This is a genomic window from Streptomyces sp. NPDC021100 (genome assembly GCF_044333095.1).
Taxonomy (GTDB): Bacteria; Actinomycetota; Actinomycetes; order Streptomycetales; family Streptomycetaceae; genus Streptomyces.
The window spans coordinates 75,387-96,214 of record NZ_JBIRQH010000002.1 but is presented as its reverse complement, the minus strand read 5'-3'; the positions used below and the strand labels follow the sequence as shown (position 1 = coordinate 96,214).

Sequence of the window (20,828 nt, the reverse complement as noted above, 5' to 3'; positions counted from 1 at the left end):
ATCGACACGGATCCCCTCCACCTCACCAAAGGAGCACCGCAGATGAGCGCCACCAACCCCTTCGAGGACAACGACGCCCGCTACTACGTCCTCGTCAACGCCGAGAACCAGCACTCGCTGTGGCCGGTGTTCGCGGAGGTCCCCGCCGGCTGGACCGTCGTCCACGGCGAGGACAGCCTCCAGGGCTGCACCGAGTACGTGGACGCGAACTGGACCGACATGCGCCCGGCCAGTCTCGCCGCGCGGTCCTGACCCGGACCCCCGCCCCCGCCCCGCGCGGTCCGGACCGGTCGTCCCGGCCGGACCGCGCGGTCGAACCACCCCTCGGATCGGATACCTGACGTCGTGAGCACCCACCCCGCCCAGCCGGAGCAGCGCCCCGGCCACGCCGACCGGCCACCGGGCGACCGGCCGGCCGCCGAGCCCGCGAAGGACCGGGCCCCCACCGACGAACGGGCGCTTGCCACCGGCCCTGTGGCCGGCGATGAAGCGGCCGGTGAAGAAGCGGCCGGCACCTCCGGGACGGCCGCGGACACCGCCGGGCCGGCCGGCACGTCCGTGACGTCCGACGTCTCCGCACCGGTCGAATCCTCTGCTGCGTCCGGCGCCTCCGAGCCGGTCGAACCCTCCGAAGCGGCCCGCGCCGGCGATCCCGAGGACGACGACCCGAACAGTCTCCCCGCCGAGCGCCGCCGCCGCGCCCGCCGCCTGCTGCGCGGCTCGCTGCGCCCGCACCGGGCCACGCTGTTCGCCGGGATGGTCTCCGCCTGCCTCCGCCAGGTCGCGCTGCTCGCCGTCCCGTGGTGCGTCCAGCGGGCCCTGGACGACGGCATCACGGGCGAGGACGACAACGCCCTGCTGCTGTGGTCCGGCGCCACCGCGCTCGCCGCCTGTGTGCAGTTCGCCGGGCTCTACGGCTGGCAGTACTGGGCGAGCGTCACCGACGCCCGGGTCGGTGCCGACCTGCGGTCGCGGCTGCTCGGCCGGCTGGCCGGGCTCGACCGGGCCGCCCTCGCCGAGCGTGGCCACGGCGACCTGGCCATGCGCGCCACCCGGGACACGGACATGGTCCGCGAGTGGGTGCACGGCCTCGCCGTGTGGGTGGTGCTCGCCACCACCTTCGTCGTCGTGCTGCCCGGGCTGGCCGCGCTCGACCCCGTCCTGCTGCTGGTGACGCTGGGCATGCTGCCCTTCCTCACCTGGGTCAACCTGTACTTCCCGCGCCGTTTCGGCGCAGCCAGCGACGCGCTGTCCGCCGCCCACGGCGAACGCGCCGAGGCCGTCGCCGACCTGCTCCAGGTCGGCACCGGGCTGCGCGGCACCGGCGGCCACCGGCCGCTGCTCGACCGGCACGACACCGCCAGCGCCGAGGTCACCGACAAGACCGTCAAGGCCGCGCGCATCGAGGCGAACTGGGCCGCCGTGGCGCCCTTCGTGCCCCGGCTGGCCGTCGCCGTCGGCGTGGGCGTCGGCGGTCTCGCCGTCCTCGACGGCCGGCTGACCATCGGCGGGCTGGTCGCCTTCACCTCGTGGATGGCCACCGTCACCCTGGCCACCCGCGTCCTCGTCACGCGGCTCCTCGAACGCGGCCAGGCCGACGTCGCCGCCGCCCGGATCGACGAGGCGCTGTCCCTCACCTCCACCGTCACCGACCCGGCCGAGCCGGTCGCCCTCACCCCCGGCGGGGACCTGGAGCTGACCGGCGTCAGCGCGGTCCGCGACGGCGTCACCGTCCTCGCCCCGCTCGACCTGGCCGTGCGGCGCGGCGAGTTCGTGGCCGTCCAGGGCGCCACCGGCTCCGGCAAGAGCACCCTGCTGCGGCTGCCCGCCCGGCTGGACGACCCGGCCACCGGCACCGTCCGCTACGGCGGCACCGACCTGCGCGACGCCGCGCTCGACGACGTCCGCCGCCGGATCGGCTATGTCGCCCAGCGGCCGCTGCTGCTGTCCGGGACCGTCGCCGAGAACCTGCGGCTCGGCCGCGACCTCTCCGACGAGGCCCTGCGGGCCGCCTGCGAGACGGCCTGTGTCCACGACCAGATCGCCGCCATGCCCGACGGCTACGACACCCCGCTCGGCGAGAGCGGAACCGCCCTGTCCGGCGGCCAGATCCAGCGCCTGGCCCTCGCCCGGGGCCTGCTCGGCGACCCCGAGGTGCTGGTGCTGGACGACTGCACCTCCGCCCTCGACACCACCACCGAGGCCCTGGTCCTCAAGCGGCTGCGCGATTGGGCCGAGGGGCGCACGGTCCTCTTCGCGACCCACCGGACGGCCGTCCTGGAGGCCGCCGACCGCGTCGTCACCCTCCCCGACCGCGACACCACCACCCCGGGTGAGGCCGCCGGGCCCGCCCTGTCCGCCGCGCTTTCGGAGGCCGACCGTGGCTGAGCCCGTACTCCTCGACGACCGGCCCGACGAGCGCCACATCCTGCGCCGGGCCGCCCCCCACCTCCGTCCGCACCGGCGTGCCCTGATCACCGCCGTCGCGGTGGGCCTCGCCGACTCCGCCGCGCTCGTCGCCGTCGCCCCGCTGGTCGGCCGCGCCACCGACGCGCTGAAGGCCGGCGACCGCACCGGGCTGCTGGTCGCCGCCGGGGCGCTGGTCGCCCTCGCCGTCGTCCAGCTCGGCCTCGCCCGGTCCGGCGAACTGCTGCTCGCCAAGGCCGGCGAGAACGTCGTCCGCGGCCTGCGCGAGCGGTCCGTCGCCAACCTGGCGTCCGCGCCGCTGCGGTTCCTGGAGTCGCACCGCACCGGCGAACTGCTGCGCCGCACCACCGGCGAGGTGGCCGCGCTGGCCGCGTTCGTCCGGATGCACCTGCGGAACCTGGTGTCCGCCACGGCCACCCTGGTCTTCACGCTGGGCGTGCTGTTTTTCTACTCCTGGCAGCTCGCCTTGGTGCAGCTCGTCGTGTTCGTCCCGCCGGCGCTGCTGGCGATGCGCTGGTTCCAACGGGACGCGTCCGCCGCGTTCGGCGGGAAGGCGACGGCCGAGGCCACCGTGGCGGCCACGTTCAGCGAGACCCTCTCCGTCCGCGAGGCGCTGCAGACCGCCGGCGGACTGCCGGGCTGGATGCGCCGGTTCGGGCGGGAGAACGCCGTGGCGGTGAGTGCCGCCCGCCGGGCGGTGCGGGTGGAGAACCGCATCGACCTGGTGAGCCTCATCGAGGGCGTCGCGCTCGTCGCGCTGCTCCTCTTCGGCGGCTGGCAGGCGTCGCACGGTGACATCACCATCGGCACGGTCGTCACCTTCGTCCTCGCCAGCCGCAACCTCTTCGACTCCTTCTCCGACCTGTCGCAGCTCGTCGGGCACGTGCAGACCGCGCGCACCGGGCTGGCCCGGCTGCTCGACCTGCTCGCCGCCACCGAGCGCGTCAAGCCCGCGGTGCCCGCCGCCGCCGGCCCGGCGGACCTGCCGCTCCGCGGCGAACTGCGCTGCGACGGCGTGGAGTACGGGTACCAGGACGGCACCCGGGTGCTGAGCGACGTGTCCCTGGTGTTCCCGGCCGGTGACCGCGTCGGTGTCGTCGGCGAGACGGGCTCCGGCAAGACCACCCTGTCCAAGCTGCTCTGCGGGCTCTACGCCCCCGACGGCGGGGCCGTCCGGTTCGCCGGGACGGACCTGCGGGAGCTGTCCGAGGCCGAACTGCGGTGCCGCGTCGTCCTGGTGCCGCAGGAGGTCCGCATGGTGACGGGCTCGGTCGCCCGCAACCTGGAGCTGGTGCACAGCGCCCCGGACCGGGCTGCCATGGAACGGGCCGTCCGCGAGCTGGGCCTGGAGGACTGGCTGCGCGACCTGGGCGGGCTGGACGCCGAGGTGGGCGTCCGCGGCGAGCGGCTGTCGGCGGGGGAGCGGCAGATCGTCGGACTGCTGCGGGCGGCGCTCGCCGACCCCGCGGTGCTCGTCCTCGACGAGGCCACCGCCGACATCGACCCGGTGACGGCGGCCCGGCTGGAGCACGCCCTGGACGGCATGAGCGAGGACCGCACCCTCATCGTCATCGCCCACCGGCCGGCCACGATCGCGCGGCTGCCGCGGGTGATCCGGCTCGAACAGGGCCGGGTGGCCGGGCGGATGGCGCAGACCTCGTGATCTGGGTTAGGGTAGCCTAACCTCGGTCGGGGAGGTTGGCCCGACCGACGAGCCGATCCCCGTCGGCCCCCGGCGCGTACCCCGCGCCGGGGGCCGCGGTGGTACCGGCACCGGCCCCGCCGCACGCCCGACCGGATAGGGATGATCGATGACCACCGACACGCTGCTCCCGCGCATGCGCATCGTCCGCCACCCCCTCAAGTACCGCTTGCTGGAAGTGCGGAAGGTCGACCGGATCACCCCCTCCACCGTCCGCGTCACCCTCGGCGGCCCCGACCTCGACGGGTTCTGCGAGCAGGCGCCCACCGACCACGTGAAGCTCTGCTTCGCCCACGACGGCGCCGAACTCCCCGTCGAGCCGGTCGTCGTGAACGACACCTGGATGGACGCTCCCTTGGAGCCCATCACCCGCGACTACACGGTCCGTCACTACCGCCGCGACGCCCGCGAGCTGGACGTCGACATGGTCCTGCACGGCAGCGGCGTCGGCTCCTCCTGGGCCGAGCGGGCCCGGCCCGGCATGCGGCTCGGCGTCCTCGGCCCGCGCGGCTCCGAGGTGCTGCCGATGGTCCACGACTGGTATCTGCTGGCCGCCGAGGAGACCGCCCTCCCGGCCCTCGGCCGCTGGCTGGAGAAGCTCCCCGCCGGCGTCCGCGTCATCGCCTTCGCCGAGGTCCCCGGCCCGGAGGACGAGCAGACCTTCCGCACCGCCACCGACCTCTCGCTGACCTGGCTGCACCGCGGCACCACCCCGGCCGGCCACAGCGACCTCATCGAACGCGCCATCCGCGCCGCCGAACTCCCCACCGACGGCCTCGGCTTCGCCTGGGTCGCCGGCGAGGCCACCAGCCTCAAGCCCATCCGCCGCTACCTGCGCCGCGACCTCGGCCTGGCCAAGGAGCAGGTGGACGTGGACGGTTACTGGAAGCGCGGCGTGGAGAACCACGACCACCACGAGGACGAAGAGCACGAGCACGCGTGAGCACGACCGCCCCGGCCGTCACCGGCTCACCCTCGCCCTCGTCGTCCCCGCCCGCTCCCGCCCCCGTGCCGCCCCGGGCCGGGCGTGCCTGGCACGCCCGGCGGGCCGCCGGGCTGCTGGTCTGCGCCGGCCTCGTCCTCGTCCTGGCCGTCCTCGGCATCGGCATCGGCGCCAAGAGCATCGCGCCCGGCGACGTCGTCCACGCGCTGCTGACCCGGGACCCGCGGAGCGACGACTGGATCGTCGTCCGCACCTCCCGGCTGCCGCGCAGCCTGTTCGGCATCGTCATCGGCGCGTCCCTCGGCCTGGCCGGCGCCCTGATGCAGGCCCTCACCCGCAACCCGCTGGCCGACCCCGGCCTGCTGGGCGTCAACGCGGGCGCGGCCGCCGCCGTCGCGGGCTCCACCGCCCTGCTCGACCTCGGCTCCTTCTCCGCCTACGTCTGGGCGGCCCTGCTCGGCGCGGCCGTCGCCGCCGCCGCCGTCTACCTGCTGGGCACCCGCGGCCGGTCGCGGGCCACGCCCGTCCGGCTGGCGCTCGCGGGGACGGCCGTCTCCGCCGTGCTCACCGCCGTCGTCAACGGGCTGATCCTGCTGGACCCGCTCAGCCTCAACAAGTTCCGGTTCTGGCAGATCGGCACGCTCGCCGGGCAGCCGGGCTCGGTCCTCGTCCAGGTGCTGCCCTTCCTGGGCGCCGGCGCCCTGCTGGCCGCCCTGCTGGCCCGGCCGCTGAACGCCATCGCGCTCGGCGAGGACACCGCCCGGTCGCTGGGCGCCCACCCGGGCCGCACCCAGTTCGCGACCATGGCGGCGATCACCCTGCTGTGCGGCGCGGCCACCGCCGCCGTCGGCCCGATCGCCTTCGTCGGACTGGCCGTTCCGCACCTCGCCCGGCTGATCACCGGCCCCGACCAGCGCTGGCTGCTGCCCTACAGCGCCGTCCTCGCCGCGGCCCTGCTGCTCGCCGCCGACATCGTCGGCCGCGTCGTGCTGGCCAACGAGGAGCTGGAGGCGGGCGTCGTCACCGCGTTCCTCGGAGCGCCCCTGTTCATCGCCCTCGTCCGCCGCAAGAGGATCACCCAACTGTGACCAGCAGCACCACGCCCGCGCGCCCCGCCGCCGGCCCGGCGCCGCGGCACCGGCCGCGCGCCCTGCGCCTGCCGGGACCCGGCAGGACCCTGTCGGTGCGCTGGGACCCGCGCGCCACCGCCGTCGGCGCCCTCCTCGCGCTGGCCGCCGCCGTCATCGGCGTCTGGACGCTGACCACGGGCGACTTCCACGTCCCCGTGCCCGACGTGCTGAAGGTGCTGGCCGGCGAGAACGTCCCCGGCGCGGACTACATCGTGGGCGAGCTCCGGCTGCCCCGGCTGCTGACCGCGCTGCTGGTCGGCGCCGCCCTGGGACTGTCCGGCGCCCTCTTCCAGACCGTCGCCCGCAACCCGCTCGGCAGCCCCGACGTCATCGGCTTCACGGTCGGCTCCGCCACCGGCGCCCTCGTCACCATCCTGGTGCTCGGCGCCGGCGCGGCCTCCGTCGCCGCCGGATCCGTCGTCGGCTGCGCGGTCACCAGCGCCGCCGTCTACCTGCTCGCCTGGCGGGGTGGCGCGGCCGGTTACCGGCTGATCCTCGTGGGCATCGGCGTCAGCTCCCTGCTGTCCGCCGCCAACGCCTACCTGATCGCGCGCGCCTCCTTCAACGACGCGCAGAGCGCCCAGGTCTGGCTCACCGGCAGCCTCAACGGCCGCGGCTGGGAACATGTCTGGACGATGGTGGCGACGCTGGCCGTCCTCGGGCCGGCGGCCGTGCTGCTCGGCCGGCCGCTGCGGATGCTGGAGATGGGCGAGGACACGGCCGCCGCGCTCGGGGTGCCCGTCCAGCGCGTCGCCTCCGGCGCCCTCGTCGTCGGCGTCGGGCTGACGGCGCTGTCCACGGCCGTCGCCGGGCCCGTCCCGTTCGTCGCCCTGGTCGCCCCCCAGGTCGTCCGCCGGCTCACCCGGGCCACCGGCCCCAACCTGCTCGCGTCCACGGTGATGGGCGCCCTGCTGCTGTCGCTCAGCGACCTCGCCGCGCAACGGATGCTGGCACCCACGCAGTTGCCCGTCGGGGTGCTGACGGGCGTCGTCGGCGGCTGCTACCTGGTGTGGGTGCTGGCCCGGCAGTGGCGGTCCGGGCAGGGCTGAGCGGGCCGAGCCGGGCCCGCACCGGCATCCCGGCCCTGCCCGGACTCCGGTGCGCGGCCGCGCAGGACCTCGTCGACGCGCGCGGTGTCGAGGGCGTTCTCCCAGCGGGCGACGACGAGGGTGGCGACGCTGTTGCCGGCGAGGTTGGTCAGAGCCCGGCACTCGGACAGGAACCTGTCGATGCCGAAGACGAGCATGATCCCCGCCGCCGGGACCGTACCCACCGCGGAGAGGGTGGCGGCGAGGGCGACGAAGCCGGCGCCGGTGACACCGCCGGACCCCTTCGAGGTGAGGAGCATGACGGCCAGCAGGCCGAGTTGCCGGCCGACGCCCAGGGGCGTGTCGGTGGCCTGGGCGATGTAGACGGCGGCCAGCGACAGGTAGAGGGAGCTGCCGTCGAGGTTGAACGAGTAGCCGGCCGGTACGGTCAGGCCGACGATGTCGCGGCGGATGCCGAGCCCTTCGAGTTTCGTCATCAGCCGGGGCAGGGCGCTTTCCGAGGAGGAGGTGCCCAGGACGAGGACGAACTCCTCCCGCAGGTAGCGCAGGAGCCGGAAGACATTGACCTTGAGGGCGGCGGTGACGGCCCCGAGGACGACGATGACGAAGAACGCGGACGCGCCGTACATGAGCCCCATGAGTCTGCCGAGGCCGGTGAGGGTGGAGACGCCGTACTTGCCGACGGTGAACGCCATGGCGCCGAACGCGCCCACCGGGGCCGCCAGCATGACGTAGTGCAGGACCTTGAAGACGACGGCGGTGAGCCGGTGGACGCCGTCGACGAGCGGCTCGCCGAGGGGACCCACCGCCTTCAGCGCGACGCCGAAGAGCACGGAGAAGAAGAGGACCCGGAGGATGTCGCCTTCGGCGAAGGCGCCGACGGCACTGGTCGGCACGAGGCCGGTCAGGAAGTGCCACCAGCCCTGGTTCTCCCCCTCCTTCACGTACTGCCGGGCGGCGCCCGTCAGGTGGAGGTCGCCGGGGTCCGCGTGCACACCGGCACCGGGCTGGAAGACGTTGACGGCGATCAGACCCACGAGGAGCGCGGCGAGGGTGCCCGCCTGGAAGTAGAGCAGCGATTTCAGTCCCACGCGGCCCACCCGGCCGAGACTGTCGACCCCGCCGATGCCTCCCACGACGGTCAGGAAGACGATCGGGGCGATGAGCATCTTGACCGCCGCGAGGAAGGTGGTGCCGAGGGGCTCCAGCGCGGTGCCGACGGAGGGCCACAGCCACCCGGTGAGGGCGCCGGCGGCGATCGCGGTCACGACCCACAGGTAGAGCTGTCCGTACCAGGGCCGTCGGGCGGCGCCGGCCGGGGCCGGCGCGGGGGGCGCGGGTGCTGCCATGGCGTTTCTCCTCGTCGGGGAACGGACGCGACCGGGAGGCTGCGACGGCTCAGAGGAGCGCGAGCAGCCTGTCGGTGAACTCGGCGGTCGTCGCGGTGCCGCCCAGGTCGGGGGTCCGGACGTCGGTCCCGGCCAGGACCGAGACGATGGCGTCCATGACGTTTTTGGCCGCGGCCGGGTGGCCGAGGTGGTCGAGCATCATCGCGGCCGCCCCGATCGCGCCCAGCGGATTGGCGATCCCCCGCCCGGCGATGTCGGGCGCCGAGCCGTGCACCGGCTCGAACATCGACGGGAACTCCCGCTCCGGGTCGAGGTTGGCCGCCGGAGCGATGCCGATGGACCCGGCGACCGCGGCCGCCAGGTCGCTGAGGATGTCGCCGAAGAGGTTGGAGGCGACCACGACGTCGAACCGGCCCGGTTCGAGGACGAACTTGGCCGCGAGCGCGTCGATGTGCTCGCTGTCCCAGGCGACCCCCGGGAACGCGGCGGCCCGCTCGGCGACGAGCTCGTCCCAGAACGGCATGGTGTGCACGATGCCGTTGGACTTCGTCGCGGAGGTCAGCCGGCCGCCGCGCCGCGCGGCGAGACCGAACGCGTAGTCCAGCACGCGGGTGACGCCCGGCCGGGTGAACACGGCCTCCTGGACGGCCGTCTCGTCCGGGAGACCCTTGTGGAACCGGCCGCCGACCTCGCTGTACTCGCCCTCCACGTTCTCCCGCACGACGACGAAGTCGACCTCGCCGGGGCGCGCGCCGCGCACCGGGCTGTCGACGCCGTCGAAGACCCGGACGGGCCGCAGGTTCACGTACTGCCGGAAGCCGCGCCGGATGGGGATCAGCAGGCCCCACAGCGAGACGTGGTCGGGCACTCCGGGGTGGCCGACCGCGCCCAGCAGGATCGCGTCCTTGTCACGGAGCCGGTCGAGGCCGTCGGCCGGCATCATCGCGCCCTCGCGCAGGTACCGCTCACACGACCAGTCGTCGTACGACGTGTACGTCAGGCCGATGCCGTGGCGGCCGGCGACGACGTCGAGGACCCGGCGGGCGGCGGGCAGCACCTCGGCGCCGATGCCGTCGCCGGGGATCAGGGCGATGCGGTGGTTCGTCATGCCGTCGATTGCAGCAACGGGACCGGGAGGGCGTCCAAGACGCAAACCGGATGCGTCTTATAAGCGGTGCCTATCCGTAGGACGAGCGCCTGCCCGTACGAGCGGCGCCTGTCCGGCGGTGGGCGTCAGCGGCCGCTGGGCATGGCCGCCGACCAGAACGCCGCGGCGGCGGGGGAGAGGGTTCCGCGCCGGCTCACGAGCGACACCCGCAGCGCGGTCGCGGGTTCGATGTCCAGGACGTCGGCCCCCGTCCGCCGGGCGATGTCCCGCCACGCCTCGGTCACGACCGCGAGCCCGACCCCGGCCAGCACCAGCGGCAGCAGAGCCACCCGGTGCCCGGTCTCGGCCGTCACGGCGAAGTCGACACCCTGCTCCCGCAGGGAGTCGACGTACGCACGCATCCCCGTCCCCGGCTGCCCCACGATCAGCCGCCGACCCGACAGTTCCTCGCACCGCACGCTCTTCCGGCCGGCGAAGGGCCCTCCGGGCGGGGCCAGCAGCACGAACCGCTGCTCGCCCAGCACCTGCGAGCGGACCTCGGCGTCCGGCCCGGCACCGGCCGACGCGAGCAGGCCCAGTTCCGCGGCCCCCGTCCGCACGGCCTCGACGACGTCGCGGGCGGTGAAGGCCGCTGCGACCGTGACCACCACGCCGGGGTACCGCTCGGCATAGGAACGCATCAGTGTGGTGAGCGGTTCGACCGCCTGGGACGGCATCGCCGCGATGTCCAGCCGCCCCGAGCGGAGTTCGCGCACGGACGTCACGCTCGCGCGCGCAGTCTCCAGGCTCCGCACGGCTCCACGGGCCGGCCCGATCAGTGCCCTGCCCGCCTCCGTCAGCACCACGCGGCGCCCGATCCGGTGGAACAACTCCGCGCCCAGGTCCCGCTCCAGCGTCCGGACGGCCTGGGACAGCGACGGCTGCGACACGTAGAGCGCCGAGGCGGCCCGGCTGAATCCGCCGCGGTCGACGACCGCCAGGAAATACTCCAGCTGCCGGACGTCCACCCTCCACCTCCGCTCCCCACCGGGCGGCTTCCGGGGGCCGCCGCGTGCGCAGCGTACGCGGTCCGGGCCGCCGGGCGTCCGGCCGCCTCCTCACCACCTGGTGCCGGCGTGCTCCGGCCGGCTCCACGGGCCGGGACCGCTCTCCGTGAAGGGCCGGTCCCGTACGAAGATCCGCGAGCCGCGTGCCGGGTCCAGCGCGGCGGCCCATACCCGGGGCGCCGCGGAGGCGTCGGTCTCCCGGAAGCCGGCGCGGAGGAACGACCGCCCGCCGCCGGTCGTGGCCGCGAAGACCTCGCTCGCCGAACGGGCGGCGGCCTCGGCCAGCAGGGCGGCCAGCAGCCGCGAGCCCACGCCGCACCGCTGCCGGTCGGCCCGGACGCAGAAGTTGTGCAGGACGGCGGCCGGTTCGTCCGGATAGGTGCGCAGGGCCACACAGCCCTCCGGTGTCCCGTCCATGTCCACCGCCACCAGGAACTGGTCCGCCGTCAGCTCGTAGAGCCGCCGGGCGCGCCGGCGGAGCGCGCCCGAGCGCATGAACGGCTCGGAGAGCGCGTACAGCGCGGCGGCGTCGGCCGGCCGGGCCGCACGGACGCGGACCGGGTCGCGTTCACCGAGGGGCGTGAGGACCGGGGGACGGACCTCGTGGGGGAACGCCGTCGTCACGGTGGCACCTTTCCTGTCGCCGACTGCGGGTTAGGTCAGCCTAACCTAAGTCGATGTTGAGGGTGGGTGAGGGTGCCGCCCGGGGCGGCCGCCGGACGGCGCGCGTGTGAAGTCCCCTTCCCCGCTGCCGCCTTGAACAGGGTGGAAGCTTGATCGTCGGCGCTATACCGTCGGGGGCCCGTGACAGAAGAGGACCCCCCATGACCTCGGGCACCAGCAGCTCCACCGATCCCGCCGCCGCCCAGGACGGCACGTCCGGGGCGGCACCGCCCGAACGGCCGCGCCTCCTGCGCGACGCCTCCGTCTCCGCCGTGCTCGCCGGGCTCGTGGCCGTCGTGGTGTCGTACTCGGGCCCGCTCGCCATCGTCCTCACCGCCGCCCGGGCCGGACACCTGGACACCGCGCAGACCGGCTCGTGGGTCTGGGCGATCTCCCTCGGCAGTGGCCTCACCTGCCTCGGGTTGAGCCTGTGGACCCGGACGCCCGTCATCACCGCCTGGTCCACGCCCGGCGCGGCCCTCCTGGTGACCGGACTGGGCGCGTACTCCTATCCGGAGGCGATCGGCGCGTTCCTGGTCACCGGAGTGGCGATCACCGTCGCCGGGCTGACCGGCGTGTTCGGCCGGCTCATACGCCGGGTGCCGGCCGCCGTCGTCTCCGCCATGCTCGCGGGCATCCTCTTCCCCTTCGGCGTCGGGGTGTTCACCTCGCTGAAGACCGCGCCCCTCGTCGCCGGCTCCGTCCTCCTCGCCTACCTCCTCGCCAAGCGGTGGCTGCCGCGCTACGCCGTCCTGGCGGCCCTGGCGGTCGGCGTGGTCTGCGCCGCCGCCGACTCCCGCCTCGACGTCCACCTGAACGGGATCGAGTTCGCCCACCCGGTACCGACCGCGCCGCACTTCTCCGCCGCGTCCCTCATCGGCATCGCCGTCCCCCTCACCATCGCGACGCTGGCCTCGCAGAACGCCCCCGGCATGGCCGTCCTCACCGCGTCCGGCTACCGGCCCGACGACCGCCTGCTGATCGGCACCACCGGCGCGGTCTCCACCCTGCTCGCCCCCTTCGGCTCGCACGCCGTCAACCTCGCGGCGATCACCGCCGCCATCTGCACCGGCCCCGAGGCCCACCGGGACCCGCGCCGGCGCTATGTCGCGGGCGTCGCCTGCGGGGTGTTCTACCTGCTCATCGGCGTCTTCGGGGCGACGCTCGTGGTGTTCTTCGCCGGCCTGCCCAAGGAACTGGTCGCCGCGGTCGCCGGCGTGGCCCTCCTCGGGGCCCTGTCCGGCGGCCTGACCGGCGCCGTCCAGGACGCCGACGACCGGGAGGCGACCCTCGTCACCTTCCTGGCCACGGCCTCCGGCGTCACCCTCCTCGGCATCGGATCCGCCTTCTGGGGACTGATCCTGGGCATGGGCGCACACCTCGTGCTGACGTACCGGCGGCGGGGCGCGGCCGCCTGAGCCGGGGCCGGGCCGGGAAACGGCGTCGACAACCGGCTCGCCCACCAGGCAAGATCATCTTCATGGTGAACCCGCATTCCCGCGACACCGCCCTCAGCGACCGCGCCCGGCGCGCCGTGGACCTCGCGACCCGGGCCGGCCGCCGGCTCGGCCTGCGTGCCGACGAACCCCGCGTCCTGCACGACGTCTTCAACGTCCTGGTGCACCTGGCGCCGGACCCGGTCGTGGTGCGCGTCCCGTCCCTGGCCCTCACGCCGCCCGACGAGCTGCCGGCCAAACAGCGGCGCGAACTGGCGGTGACCGGCTGGCTGGCCGACCGGGGCGTCCCCGTCGTCGGACCCAGCCCGCTGGTGCCCCGCGAGCCCGTGGAGATCGACGGAACGTCGCTCACCTTCTGGGAGTTCGTCACCGAGACCGACCGCCTCGCCGACCTCCCGCAGGACGACGCCGAGGCCCTCCAGGCACGCTTCACCGAACAGACCGCCTGGGCGGCCGAGTTGCACCGGCACCTCGCCGACTACCCCGGCGAGCTGCCCGTCCTCGCCCCGCTCGTCCCGGCGATCGGCTCCGCGCTGGAGGCCCTGCGCAAGGAACCGCAGACGCTCACGACGGCCGACCTCGACCGCGCCGAGGCCGAGTACGCCGCACTGGAAAGCCTGGTCCGCGACCTGCCCGCCCGCTTCCCGGGCGCCCGCCTCCAGGCCCTGCACGGCGACTCCCCGGCGTACAACGTCCTGCGCACCGCCGAGGGCCACCGCTTCAGCGACTTCGAGGACGCGACGCGCGGACCCGTCGAGTGGGACCTGACCCTCGTCGGCCCCCTCGGCGTCGAGGCGTACGAGCGCGCGGGCGGCGTTCCCGTCGACCGCGCGCTGCTGCACGTCATGGAGGGGGCGCGGCTGCTCCAGACGGTGTCGGCGCTCGGCGTCGTCCCGCGGATGCCCGAACTGGCGCCGGTGCTGGAGCCGATGGTGGCGATGTGGCGGGACCGCACCCCGCTGACGGCCGATCTCCTGTAGGGCGGGACGTCAACGGCCCTGCAGCGCCTTGACGTTGTCGCCGAACGTCCACCCCTTCGACCCGTCCCAGTTGACGGACCAGGTCATCAGCCCTTTGAGCCGGCCGTCGTAGGGGCGCCACGCCTGCGCCACCTGACCGGGCGCCATGTACCCGCCCCCGGCGCCCGGCTGCGCCGGCAGGCCGGGGACCTGCTTGTCGTAGGGCACCCTGATGGTGGTGCCCTGGACGGCCAGGCCCCGGTCGAGGCAGTCGGTCTGCGCGGTGAACCCCTCGACCGTCCCGGCGGAGTAGGAGTCGCCGGAGCAGCCGTACATGTTCCCGTTGTAGTACTGCATGTTGAGCCACCACAGCCGGCCGTTGTCCGCGTACTTCTTCACGATCGGCAGGTAGGCGCCCCAGATGGAGCCGTACGTCACGCTGCCGCCCGTCACGTACGCCGTCTCGGGCGCCATCGTCAGCCCGAAGCCGTCGGGCATCCGGGCCAGTACGCCGTCGATGATCCGCATGAGGTTGGCCTGGGAGGCGGACGGGCGGGTGATGTCGCCGCCGCCCGTGAGGCCCGTCTCGATGTCGATGTCGATGCCGTCGAAGTTGTACTTCTTCAGGATCGGCACGACCGTCTCCACGAACCGGTCCGCCACGGCCGACGAGTTGAGGTCGATGCCGGCCGCCGCGCCGCCGATGGACAGCAGCACCGTCGCCCCGGCCGCCTTGGCCTTGCACATCTCCGCCGGGGTCGGGACCTTCACCGTGGCGTCCATCCCGTCCTCCCACAGCGCCGTACCGTCGGAGAGGATCACCGGGAACGCCGCGTTCAGCACGTTGTAGCCGTGGTCGCGGATCCGGTCGTCGGTCACCGGGATCCAGCCGAGCGGCGGGTGGACGCCGTTGGCCGCGCCGTCCCAGTTCTCCCAGTAGCCCTGGAGGACGCGGCCGGCGGGCTTGGGCTTGGTGGCGCAGACCTCCTCCGAGGTGCTGCCGGACGGGGACGCGGCGGCGGGCAGTTGCAGGGCGCACGTCAGGGCCAGGACGGTGGCCGACAGGCGTACCGTCCCAAGGGTTCGAGAGGTCACGTTCGCTCCCTGAGTGGGGGGTGGGAGTGGGGTGTCAGGGAACGTAGGAGCGCCCGCCACACTCGTCAATAGGTCTGGACCAGAAGGGAGACCGGGGTGACGACGACAAGACCGCCGGGGGACGAGGAGGGCGCGCGGGGCGTCCGCGTCCGGCACACGCCGCGCGCGACCACCGGTCACCGCCCCCTGCCCGCGGGGGCGGAGGTCGACGCCCACCGGCACGACGAGCACCAGATCGTCTACGCGGGCCGCGGCGTGCTGTCCGTCACGACGGACGCGGGCAGCTGGATCGCGCCCGGCAACCGCGCGATCTGGATCCCCGCCGGCACCGTCCACGAGCACCGGGCGTACGGCGACACCGAGATCCACCTGGTCGGGCTGCCACTGGAGGACAACCCGCTGGCCCTCGACCGGCCGGCCGTCATCGGCGTCGGCCCGCTGCTGCGGGAACTGATCCTCGCCTACACCGAGCAGCCCGCCGACCCCACGGCGGAACGCCTCCGCCTGCGCGCCGTCCTCCTCGACCGGCTCCGCCGCTCCGACGAACAGCCCCTGCACGTCCCCGCTCCCCGGGACCCCCGCCTGGCCGCGGTCTGCGCCGTCCTCCGCGACGACCCCGCCGACCACCGCACCCTCGCCCAGCTCGGCGCGGCGTTCGGCGCCGGTGAACGGACCCTCACCCGGCTCTTCCGCTCCGAACTCGGCATGAGCTTCCCGCAGTGGCGCACCCAGGTCCGGCTGCACCACGCCCTGCGCCTGCTGGCCGAGGGCGCCTCGGTCTCCACCGTGGCCCGCCGCTGCGGCTGGGCGTCGAGCAGCGCCTTCATCGACGTCTTCCGCCGGGCCTTCGGCCACACGCCGGGGGCCCACCGGACGCGCTTCCCGCCGTGAGCCGGCGGCGGGCGCGGACGGGGCCGGGGGGCGCGGAGACCGCGCCGGTGACCTCCGTACCCGAACTCTACGCATGCACGCGCACGACCGCGTCAGGCGGTCGAGAGCCGGACGGGACAGGGCGGCGGGGGAGCGGGCGCCGGACGACGCCCGCGTCCGGGCGCCGCGTTCCTACCAGGCGGCGGCCCCGCAGGTGCCTCCGCCTTGGAGACACGCACGGAAGTTCAGGCCCTTGATGTCGTGGAAACGGGAGTCGAAGCCTTCGCCGTTCTGGGCGGACTGAACGGTGAACCAGCCCCGCCCCTCCCACTTCGCCTGGAGGACCACGTACTTGCCGTCCATCTTGTGGTCGTAGAACTTGCCCCAGTAATGGCCGTCATAGCTGCCCTTGCCGTTACTCGCCCACTCCCAGTTGACCCGGACCTCTCCCGAGCGGTCGCTGGTCCACACCGTCCGGTGGGTTTCTCCCTGGTCCAGCGCCCCGCCCGGCGACGCCTGCGCCTGGGCGGTGACCCCGCCTGCGGCCAGCACCGCGGCGGCCACGGCGGCGGCCGATGTCATCCTCTTGCGTACGCTGCGCATGTGTCCCCCTCGCTACCCGAGTCGGTCATCGGTTGCGGCCCTCGAAGGACGGCCGTCCGGTAGGCGAGAGAAATCCTGGGGGCACTCCGCCGAGGTCGTACAGGCGGAAAACAAGCCACACCGCGGTTCCCCCCCGGTCGTTTCCCCCGCCCGCCCGAAAGCTGTCACAGCGCGGGACCGGCCGGGTCGCGGATGCGCCCCGGTGCGCGACGGCCCGGGTGGCCCGGTCGCGGGCGGCCTTCTTGACCGCCGTCTCCGGCTCGATCCGGTGTGCACCACCTGCAGGCCGACAACGGACTGAACGGCGCCGACAACGCCGACGGCTCCTGACCTCGGCTCAGCACGGGCGTTCGCCGGTCTCCGGGAGCCACCTCCCGGAGACCTTCGCGTCTTCGGCATGCCCCTGAGGACGGTCAGGACTGCGGTGCGTCCACCAGCCGGTCGCCCAGCTCCCGGCCGCCCGGGTGGCGGTGGCGCCAGACCCAGAAGACCGCCGTGGAGACCGCCGCCCAGACGGCCAGTACGGCGAACGGGAAGAGCTGCTGGTGGCCGCGGAAGTACACGGCCGTGTGCTGGGCGTTGACGGAGGCTCCGGGCGGCAGCCAGCGGCCGATCTCGGCGAGGGGGGAGGGGAGGAGGGGCCAGGAGACGGCGCCGCCGGAGGAGGGGTTGCCCAGCAGCACCATGAGGCCCCACGTCGGCAGCATCGCCCACCGGCCGAACAGGGTGTTGCACATGGTGAAGAACATGCCGCTGGTGAACATGGTCAGGCCGAGGATGAACCACGACTCCCCGAAGGGCAGCCGCAGCGCGCCCAGCCCCCAGTCCACGATGGCGGCGATGGCGAAGCTGCCGAGTGCCGAGTAGGCGAGGGTGAAGGCGACGCGCTCGGCCGGGTTGAGGGAGCGGGCGTGGACACTGAGCTGGATGGCGCCGACGAAGCCGAGGATCACCGCCGCGAGCGAGATGTAGAAGAGGGCCAGCCCGCGCGGGTCGCCTTCCTGCAGCGGGTTGATGTCGGTGACGGCGACCCGCACCCCGATCGCGTCCCCCACCTTCGGTGCGGTCTCGCTCAGCAACTGGGCGACGGTGGCGCCGGAGGCGCCCGAGACGTCCAGCGCCGCGCCGCGCGGCCGGGGTCGCAGGATCGCGTACACCTTCTGCTCCTCGACGGCCCGCCGGGCCTCGGCGTAGGTGTCGTAGTGGTGCAGTTCGAGCGACGCGTCGAGGGCGCGTTCCATGCCCTGGACGAACTCGACCCGTTTGACGTCCGAGGTGGGCACCCCGGTGACGGCGGTGGGGATGCGGTGCGGGGTGGGGTTGGCCATGGCGTAGGTGTACGAACCGGCGAACAGGCCGGCCGCCGCCGAGATGATCAGGACGAGCACGGTGGCCGGCAGGAAGGGGGACCGCCGGAAGCGCTCCCACGGGCCCGGCCGGGTATGCGGATTCCGATCTTCCGTTTCCATGATCGCCACCTTATGCGGAGGGCCGGAGGACGGCGCAGCGGGGTTCCGGGAGCACGGCCGTCCGGGTGATTCCCGGGCGCCCGCTCATCCCCTGGCGTCCCACGGGTACCCGGAGCCCATGACAGCGAAGCCGAACCCCATTGAGCTCCAGAAGAGCCTCGGCGGCATGCACTACCCCGCCGACAAGGAAACCCTCGTCGAACACGCCAAGAAGAAGGGCGCGGACAAGACCACCCTGGAGGCGCTCGGCAACATGCCCAAGAAGGAGTACGACTCGCCGGCGGCCGTGACCGAGGCCGTCACCAAGAAGAAATAGCCCGCCCGGGGCCTACCCCGGAACCTCGCCCGCGCGCCGCCGCGGCCGGTCCGCCGCCTCCCACGGCCCGGGCCCGGCCCGGCGGCGCGCGGGCGTCGTGCCGAGGTCCCCCCGGCGCCCGCTCCGGACCCCGTGTGCGGCCCCGCCTGCCGGGTACCCGCCCGCGGGGCCCCGGCCGCGGACCGGCGGCTCGCAGGCGACGCACCCGCACGAGAGGAGCCCGTGGATGAGCAGCGAAACGGCCGGCCCCCGCGTCGCGGTCGTCACAGGCGCCGACTCCGGCATCGGCCGCGCCACCGCCGTCCACCTGGCCCGGCAGGGCCTGGACGTCGGCATCACCTGGCACAGCGACCGGAAGGGCGCCGAGCGCACCGCCGAGGAGGTCCGCGCCCACGGGCGGCGCGCCGCCCTGGCCCGGATGGACCTGACCCTGCTGCCCGGGGCCGCCGACGCCGTCGACGCCCTCGCCGACGAACTGGGCCGGATCGACGTCCTAGTCAACAACGCCGGCACCGGCACGGCCACGCCCTACCTCGACCTCGATCTGGAGACCGTCCGGCGGGTGCTCGACGTCGACCTCGTCGGCCCGTTCCTGTGCGGCCAGCGCGCCGCACGGCGGATGATCCGGCAGGGCGGCGGCGGCCGGATCGTCAACGTGACCAGCGTCCACGAACACCAGCCGCGCGTCGGCGCCGCCCCCTACTGCGCGGCCAAGGGCGGCCTCGGCCTGCTCACCCAGGTCATGGCCCTGGAACTCGCCGAACACGGCATCACCGTCAACGCCGTCGCCCCCGGTGAGATCGCCACCCCTATGACCGGCCAGGAGGACGTCGACGTGCACACGGTCCACCGTCCCGGCGTACCGGCGGGACGGCCGGGGGACGCCCGGGAGGTGGCCGCGGTGATCGCCTTCCTCTGCGGGAGCGAGGCGGCCTACGTCACCGGCGCCTCGTGGAGCGTGGACGGCGGCATGCTGCGGATGGGGCCCCAGGCGGGGTCGCACCTGGAGGACGACTCCTGGCGGCGCGTCTGACGGCCGGACGTGCCGTCCGGCAGCTCAGCCCTCGAACTCCTCGGGCGGGACGACGGGTTCCTCGGGCACCACGTGCATCGCCGCCTCCTCGGCCGAGGCCGCCCCGCCGTTGACGCCGACATCCCGCGCGTAGATGTCGTTCATGCGCGGCGGCATCAGGTCCGCCGTTCCGGTGAGCCGCCCGGCGCGCTCGTCGCCGGCCTCCTCGTCGATCGGCTCCCCGTCGCGCGGCGCGTCCCCGATGCCGTCGCCGTCGGGGACGGCCGGCTCCGGCACCTCCTCGGCGAGCCGCTGGTCCAGGGTCTCCCGTTCGCGCTGCTCACGGGCCGTGGTGCCGTGGTGGGTCACGGCCAGCGGCTTCTCCGGCGGCGACCAGCCCTCGTCGAGCACCTCGTCCAGGCCGTCGCCGTCGAGCGCGTTCTCCAGGTCCAGGTCGTCGGGGTTGTCCCGGGTGTCGGAACGCACCGGCTGGTAGACCTCGTCACCCATCGCGTCGTCGGACATGCTGCGCTCCTTCCTCCCGCGCGGCCCCGCAGCGACGTCACTTCCAGTCTCCTCCGTGCGGCTGCCCGGCGCTCCTCGGGGGAAACGCCGGGGCTCCCGGCGGGTCAGCGGCGGTGCAGCAGCTCCACGACGCCCGCCAGGTCCTCGTTCCCGTGGCCGTCGGCCACCCGGCGGCGCATGAGACCCAGCAGCGGGTCGAACAGCTCCGTGCCGACGCCCTGGGCGCGGCTGACGTCCCCGATGGCGTCGTGCGACACCTGCATGGCCAGGTCGGAGCCGGTGGCCGTGTAGTCACCGCTGTCGACCTGCGCCGCCATCCCCGGAAGGATCCCGGCGATGGCCCGCAGCCACGGCACCAGCTGGTCGGTGGTGAACTCCCCGACCGACGCCCCGGCGGACCGCACCAGCGCCGCCGCGTGCAGGAAGCCGCCCAGCATGCCGTACATGCCGGTCAGCAGGGCCAGGTCGGCCAGTGGGGCGAGACCGGGGTCCTCGCCCAGGTAGGAGCCGCGGCCCAAGGCGCCGAGGACGTCGCGCCAGGACGCGTAGGCCGCCTCGGAGCCGCTGCACAGCAGCAGGGCCTCCGGGGAGCCGATCATGGCGGGCACGGCCATGACGCCGCAGTCGAGGTAGCCGGCGCCCAGGGCCGCCGCCCGTCCGGCCATGGACCGGCCCTCGGCGGGGGAGCCGTTGGTGACGTTGAGGACGGTCCGGCCCTCCAGAGCGGGCCCGGCCCGGTCCAGCAGCTCCCCGACGGCGGGGTAGTCGCGGACGCAGACGATCACCAGGTCCGCGGCTTCGGCCGCCGCCTCGACGGTCGCGGCCACCGCCGCGCCGCGCTCCGCCGGGCCCGCGGTCCTGGCGGCCGTCCGGTTCCACACCGTCACCCGGTGGCCGGCCGTCAGCAGGGCGTCGGCCAGGGCCGTGCCCATGTTGCCGAGCCCGAGCACCGCCACGGAACGGGGCACCGCCCTTTCCGCCGCCGTCTCTGTTCCCCGCCCTGTCTCCTGCATGTTCCCGCCGCCTCTCCGCGCCCGCGCGCCGACACCGCGGCCACCCTGGCGGTGGCCGCGGTGTCAGTCTCGGAGAGGCGGCGGGCCGGGCC

20 protein-coding genes are annotated in these 20,828 nt (G+C 74.4%); 11 read left to right on the top strand and 9 right to left on the bottom strand.

Features of this window, described 5'->3' with window-relative positions; translation table 11 throughout:
• Nucleotides 1-42 precede the first annotated feature (42 nt).
• The 6 genes from ACH4PU_RS04100 (at nucleotide 43) to ACH4PU_RS04075 (ending at nucleotide 7,251) form a co-directional block, all read left to right on the top strand.
• Nucleotides 43-252, top strand: coding sequence for an MbtH family protein (locus ACH4PU_RS04100; protein ID WP_004945011.1), 210 nt, complete (start codon nucleotides 43-45; stop codon nucleotides 250-252).
• 93 nt (nucleotides 253-345) lie between these two features.
• The gene (locus tag ACH4PU_RS04095) at nucleotides 346-2,388 is read left to right on the top strand and encodes an ATP-binding cassette domain-containing protein (protein WP_398265620.1); all 2,043 of its coding nucleotides are present in this window, start codon (nucleotides 346-348) and stop codon (nucleotides 2,386-2,388) included.
• Nucleotides 2,381-4,090 (top strand): ABC transporter ATP-binding protein, encoded by a 1,710-nt coding sequence (locus ACH4PU_RS04090; RefSeq protein WP_398265617.1) that lies wholly within the window; start codon nucleotides 2,381-2,383, stop codon nucleotides 4,088-4,090. The genes ACH4PU_RS04095 and ACH4PU_RS04090 overlap by 8 nt, the downstream gene beginning before the upstream one ends.
• 148 nt (nucleotides 4,091-4,238) lie before the next feature.
• On the top strand, nucleotides 4,239-5,072 hold the full coding sequence (locus ACH4PU_RS04085) for a siderophore-interacting protein (RefSeq protein WP_398265614.1): 834 nt from the start codon (nucleotides 4,239-4,241) through the stop codon (nucleotides 5,070-5,072).
• The gene (locus ACH4PU_RS04080) at nucleotides 5,069-6,160 is read left to right on the top strand and encodes a FecCD family ABC transporter permease (RefSeq protein WP_398265611.1); all 1,092 of its coding nucleotides are present in this window, start codon (nucleotides 5,069-5,071) and stop codon (nucleotides 6,158-6,160) included. Before ACH4PU_RS04085 ends, ACH4PU_RS04080 begins: the two co-directional genes overlap by 4 nt.
• Nucleotides 6,157-7,251, top strand: a complete 1,095-nt coding sequence (locus ACH4PU_RS04075; RefSeq protein WP_398265609.1) for a FecCD family ABC transporter permease — start codon at nucleotides 6,157-6,159, stop codon at nucleotides 7,249-7,251. The genes ACH4PU_RS04080 and ACH4PU_RS04075 overlap by 4 nt, the downstream gene beginning before the upstream one ends.
• Here the strand turns inward: ACH4PU_RS04075 and dctA are convergent.
• The 4 genes from dctA to ACH4PU_RS04055 form a co-directional block, all read right to left on the bottom strand.
• Entirely contained in the window at nucleotides 7,203-8,600 is a 1,398-nt protein-coding gene (gene dctA / locus ACH4PU_RS04070) for a C4-dicarboxylate transporter DctA (RefSeq protein ID WP_398265606.1), read from the bottom strand. The genes ACH4PU_RS04075 and dctA overlap by 49 nt on opposite strands.
• Before the next feature lie 49 nt (nucleotides 8,601-8,649).
• Nucleotides 8,650-9,708, bottom strand: a complete 1,059-nt coding sequence (locus ACH4PU_RS04065; protein WP_398265603.1) for a tartrate dehydrogenase — start codon at nucleotides 9,706-9,708, stop codon at nucleotides 8,650-8,652.
• Nucleotides 9,709-9,833: 125 nt separating this feature from the next.
• The gene (locus ACH4PU_RS04060) at nucleotides 9,834-10,715 is read right to left on the bottom strand and encodes a LysR family transcriptional regulator (protein WP_398265600.1); all 882 of its coding nucleotides are present in this window, start codon (nucleotides 10,713-10,715) and stop codon (nucleotides 9,834-9,836) included.
• Between the two features lie 90 nt (nucleotides 10,716-10,805).
• Nucleotides 10,806-11,378, bottom strand: a complete 573-nt coding sequence (locus ACH4PU_RS04055; protein ID WP_398265597.1) for a GNAT family N-acetyltransferase — start codon at nucleotides 11,376-11,378, stop codon at nucleotides 10,806-10,808.
• Nucleotides 11,379-11,578: 200 nt separating this feature from the next.
• Here ACH4PU_RS04055 and ACH4PU_RS04050 point away from each other — a divergent pair, with 200 nt between their 5' ends.
• Nucleotides 11,579-12,835, top strand: coding sequence for a benzoate/H(+) symporter BenE family transporter (locus ACH4PU_RS04050; protein WP_398265594.1), 1,257 nt, complete (start codon nucleotides 11,579-11,581; stop codon nucleotides 12,833-12,835).
• Nucleotides 12,836-12,897: 62 nt separating this feature from the next.
• Nucleotides 12,898-13,854 carry an aminoglycoside phosphotransferase family protein gene (locus ACH4PU_RS04045; protein ID WP_398265591.1) on the top strand — a complete coding sequence of 319 codons (957 nt, stop codon included), beginning with the start codon at nucleotides 12,898-12,900 and terminating at the stop codon, nucleotides 13,852-13,854.
• Nucleotides 13,855-13,863: 9 nt separating this feature from the next.
• Here the strand turns inward: ACH4PU_RS04045 and ACH4PU_RS04040 are convergent, their stop codons facing one another.
• Entirely contained in the window at nucleotides 13,864-14,928 is a 1,065-nt protein-coding gene (locus tag ACH4PU_RS04040) for a chitinase (protein ID WP_398265588.1), read from the bottom strand.
• A gap of 96 nt (nucleotides 14,929-15,024) precedes the next feature.
• Between ACH4PU_RS04040 and ACH4PU_RS04035 the strand changes: the two genes are divergently transcribed.
• Complete coding sequence (locus ACH4PU_RS04035; RefSeq protein ID WP_398265585.1) at nucleotides 15,025-15,819, top strand: AraC family transcriptional regulator; 795 nt, start codon at nucleotides 15,025-15,027, stop codon at nucleotides 15,817-15,819.
• 171 nt (nucleotides 15,820-15,990) lie between these two features.
• On the opposite strand, the gene ACH4PU_RS04030 is transcribed toward ACH4PU_RS04035, so the two are convergent.
• Together ACH4PU_RS04030 and ACH4PU_RS04025 are read right to left on the bottom strand one after the other, a co-directional pair.
• Complete coding sequence (locus ACH4PU_RS04030) at nucleotides 15,991-16,401, bottom strand: hypothetical protein (protein WP_398265582.1); 411 nt, start codon at nucleotides 16,399-16,401, stop codon at nucleotides 15,991-15,993.
• A gap of 413 nt (nucleotides 16,402-16,814) precedes the next feature.
• Nucleotides 16,815-17,870 carry an ABC transporter permease gene (locus tag ACH4PU_RS04025; protein ID WP_398265579.1) on the bottom strand — a complete coding sequence of 352 codons (1,056 nt, stop codon included), beginning with the start codon at nucleotides 17,868-17,870 and terminating at the stop codon, nucleotides 16,815-16,817.
• Nucleotides 17,871-17,988: 118 nt separating this feature from the next.
• On the opposite strand from ACH4PU_RS04025, the gene ACH4PU_RS04020 reads away from it, so the two are divergent.
• Both ACH4PU_RS04020 and ACH4PU_RS04015 read left to right on the top strand, forming a co-directional pair.
• Entirely contained in the window at nucleotides 17,989-18,186 is a 198-nt protein-coding gene (locus ACH4PU_RS04020) for a DUF2795 domain-containing protein (protein WP_224347335.1), read from the top strand.
• 226 nt (nucleotides 18,187-18,412) lie between these two features.
• On the top strand, nucleotides 18,413-19,219 hold the full coding sequence (locus ACH4PU_RS04015; protein WP_398265576.1) for an SDR family oxidoreductase: 807 nt from the start codon (nucleotides 18,413-18,415) through the stop codon (nucleotides 19,217-19,219).
• A gap of 24 nt (nucleotides 19,220-19,243) precedes the next feature.
• Here ACH4PU_RS04015 and ACH4PU_RS04010 read toward each other — a convergent pair whose 3' ends face one another.
• Nucleotides 19,244-19,723 carry a DUF5709 domain-containing protein gene (locus tag ACH4PU_RS04010; RefSeq protein WP_398265573.1) on the bottom strand — a complete coding sequence of 160 codons (480 nt, stop codon included), beginning with the start codon at nucleotides 19,721-19,723 and terminating at the stop codon, nucleotides 19,244-19,246.
• A gap of 104 nt (nucleotides 19,724-19,827) precedes the next feature.
• Nucleotides 19,828-20,736, bottom strand: coding sequence for an NAD(P)-dependent oxidoreductase (locus ACH4PU_RS04005; protein WP_398265570.1), 909 nt, complete (start codon nucleotides 20,734-20,736; stop codon nucleotides 19,828-19,830).
• Nucleotides 20,737-20,828: the final 92 nt, after the last annotated feature.

Excerpts from the sequence above, each read along its gene's own strand:
- ACH4PU_RS04025 (WP_398265579.1), bottom strand. The coding sequence starts at position 17,870 with ATGGAAACGGAAGATCGGAATCCGCATACCCGGCCGGGCCCGTGGGAG.
- ACH4PU_RS04085 (WP_398265614.1), top strand. The coding sequence starts at position 4,239 with ATGACCACCGACACGCTGCTCCCGCGCATGCGCATCGTCCGCCACCCC.
- ACH4PU_RS04005 (WP_398265570.1), bottom strand. The coding sequence starts at position 20,736 with ATGCAGGAGACAGGGCGGGGAACAGAGACGGCGGCGGAAAGGGCGGTG.
- ACH4PU_RS04050 (WP_398265594.1), top strand. The coding sequence starts at position 11,579 with ATGACCTCGGGCACCAGCAGCTCCACCGATCCCGCCGCCGCCCAGGAC.
- ACH4PU_RS04010 (WP_398265573.1), bottom strand. The coding sequence starts at position 19,723 with ATGTCCGACGACGCGATGGGTGACGAGGTCTACCAGCCGGTGCGTTCC.
- ACH4PU_RS04015 (WP_398265576.1), top strand. The coding sequence starts at position 18,413 with ATGAGCAGCGAAACGGCCGGCCCCCGCGTCGCGGTCGTCACAGGCGCC.
- ACH4PU_RS04045 (WP_398265591.1), top strand. The coding sequence starts at position 12,898 with ATGGTGAACCCGCATTCCCGCGACACCGCCCTCAGCGACCGCGCCCGG.
- ACH4PU_RS04065 (WP_398265603.1), bottom strand. The coding sequence starts at position 9,708 with ATGACGAACCACCGCATCGCCCTGATCCCCGGCGACGGCATCGGCGCC.
- ACH4PU_RS04020 (WP_224347335.1), top strand. The coding sequence starts at position 17,989 with ATGACAGCGAAGCCGAACCCCATTGAGCTCCAGAAGAGCCTCGGCGGC.
- ACH4PU_RS04030 (WP_398265582.1), bottom strand. The coding sequence starts at position 16,401 with ATGCGCAGCGTACGCAAGAGGATGACATCGGCCGCCGCCGTGGCCGCC.
- dctA (WP_398265606.1), bottom strand. The coding sequence starts at position 8,600 with ATGGCAGCACCCGCGCCCCCCGCGCCGGCCCCGGCCGGCGCCGCCCGA.
- ACH4PU_RS04100 (WP_004945011.1), top strand. The coding sequence starts at position 43 with ATGAGCGCCACCAACCCCTTCGAGGACAACGACGCCCGCTACTACGTC.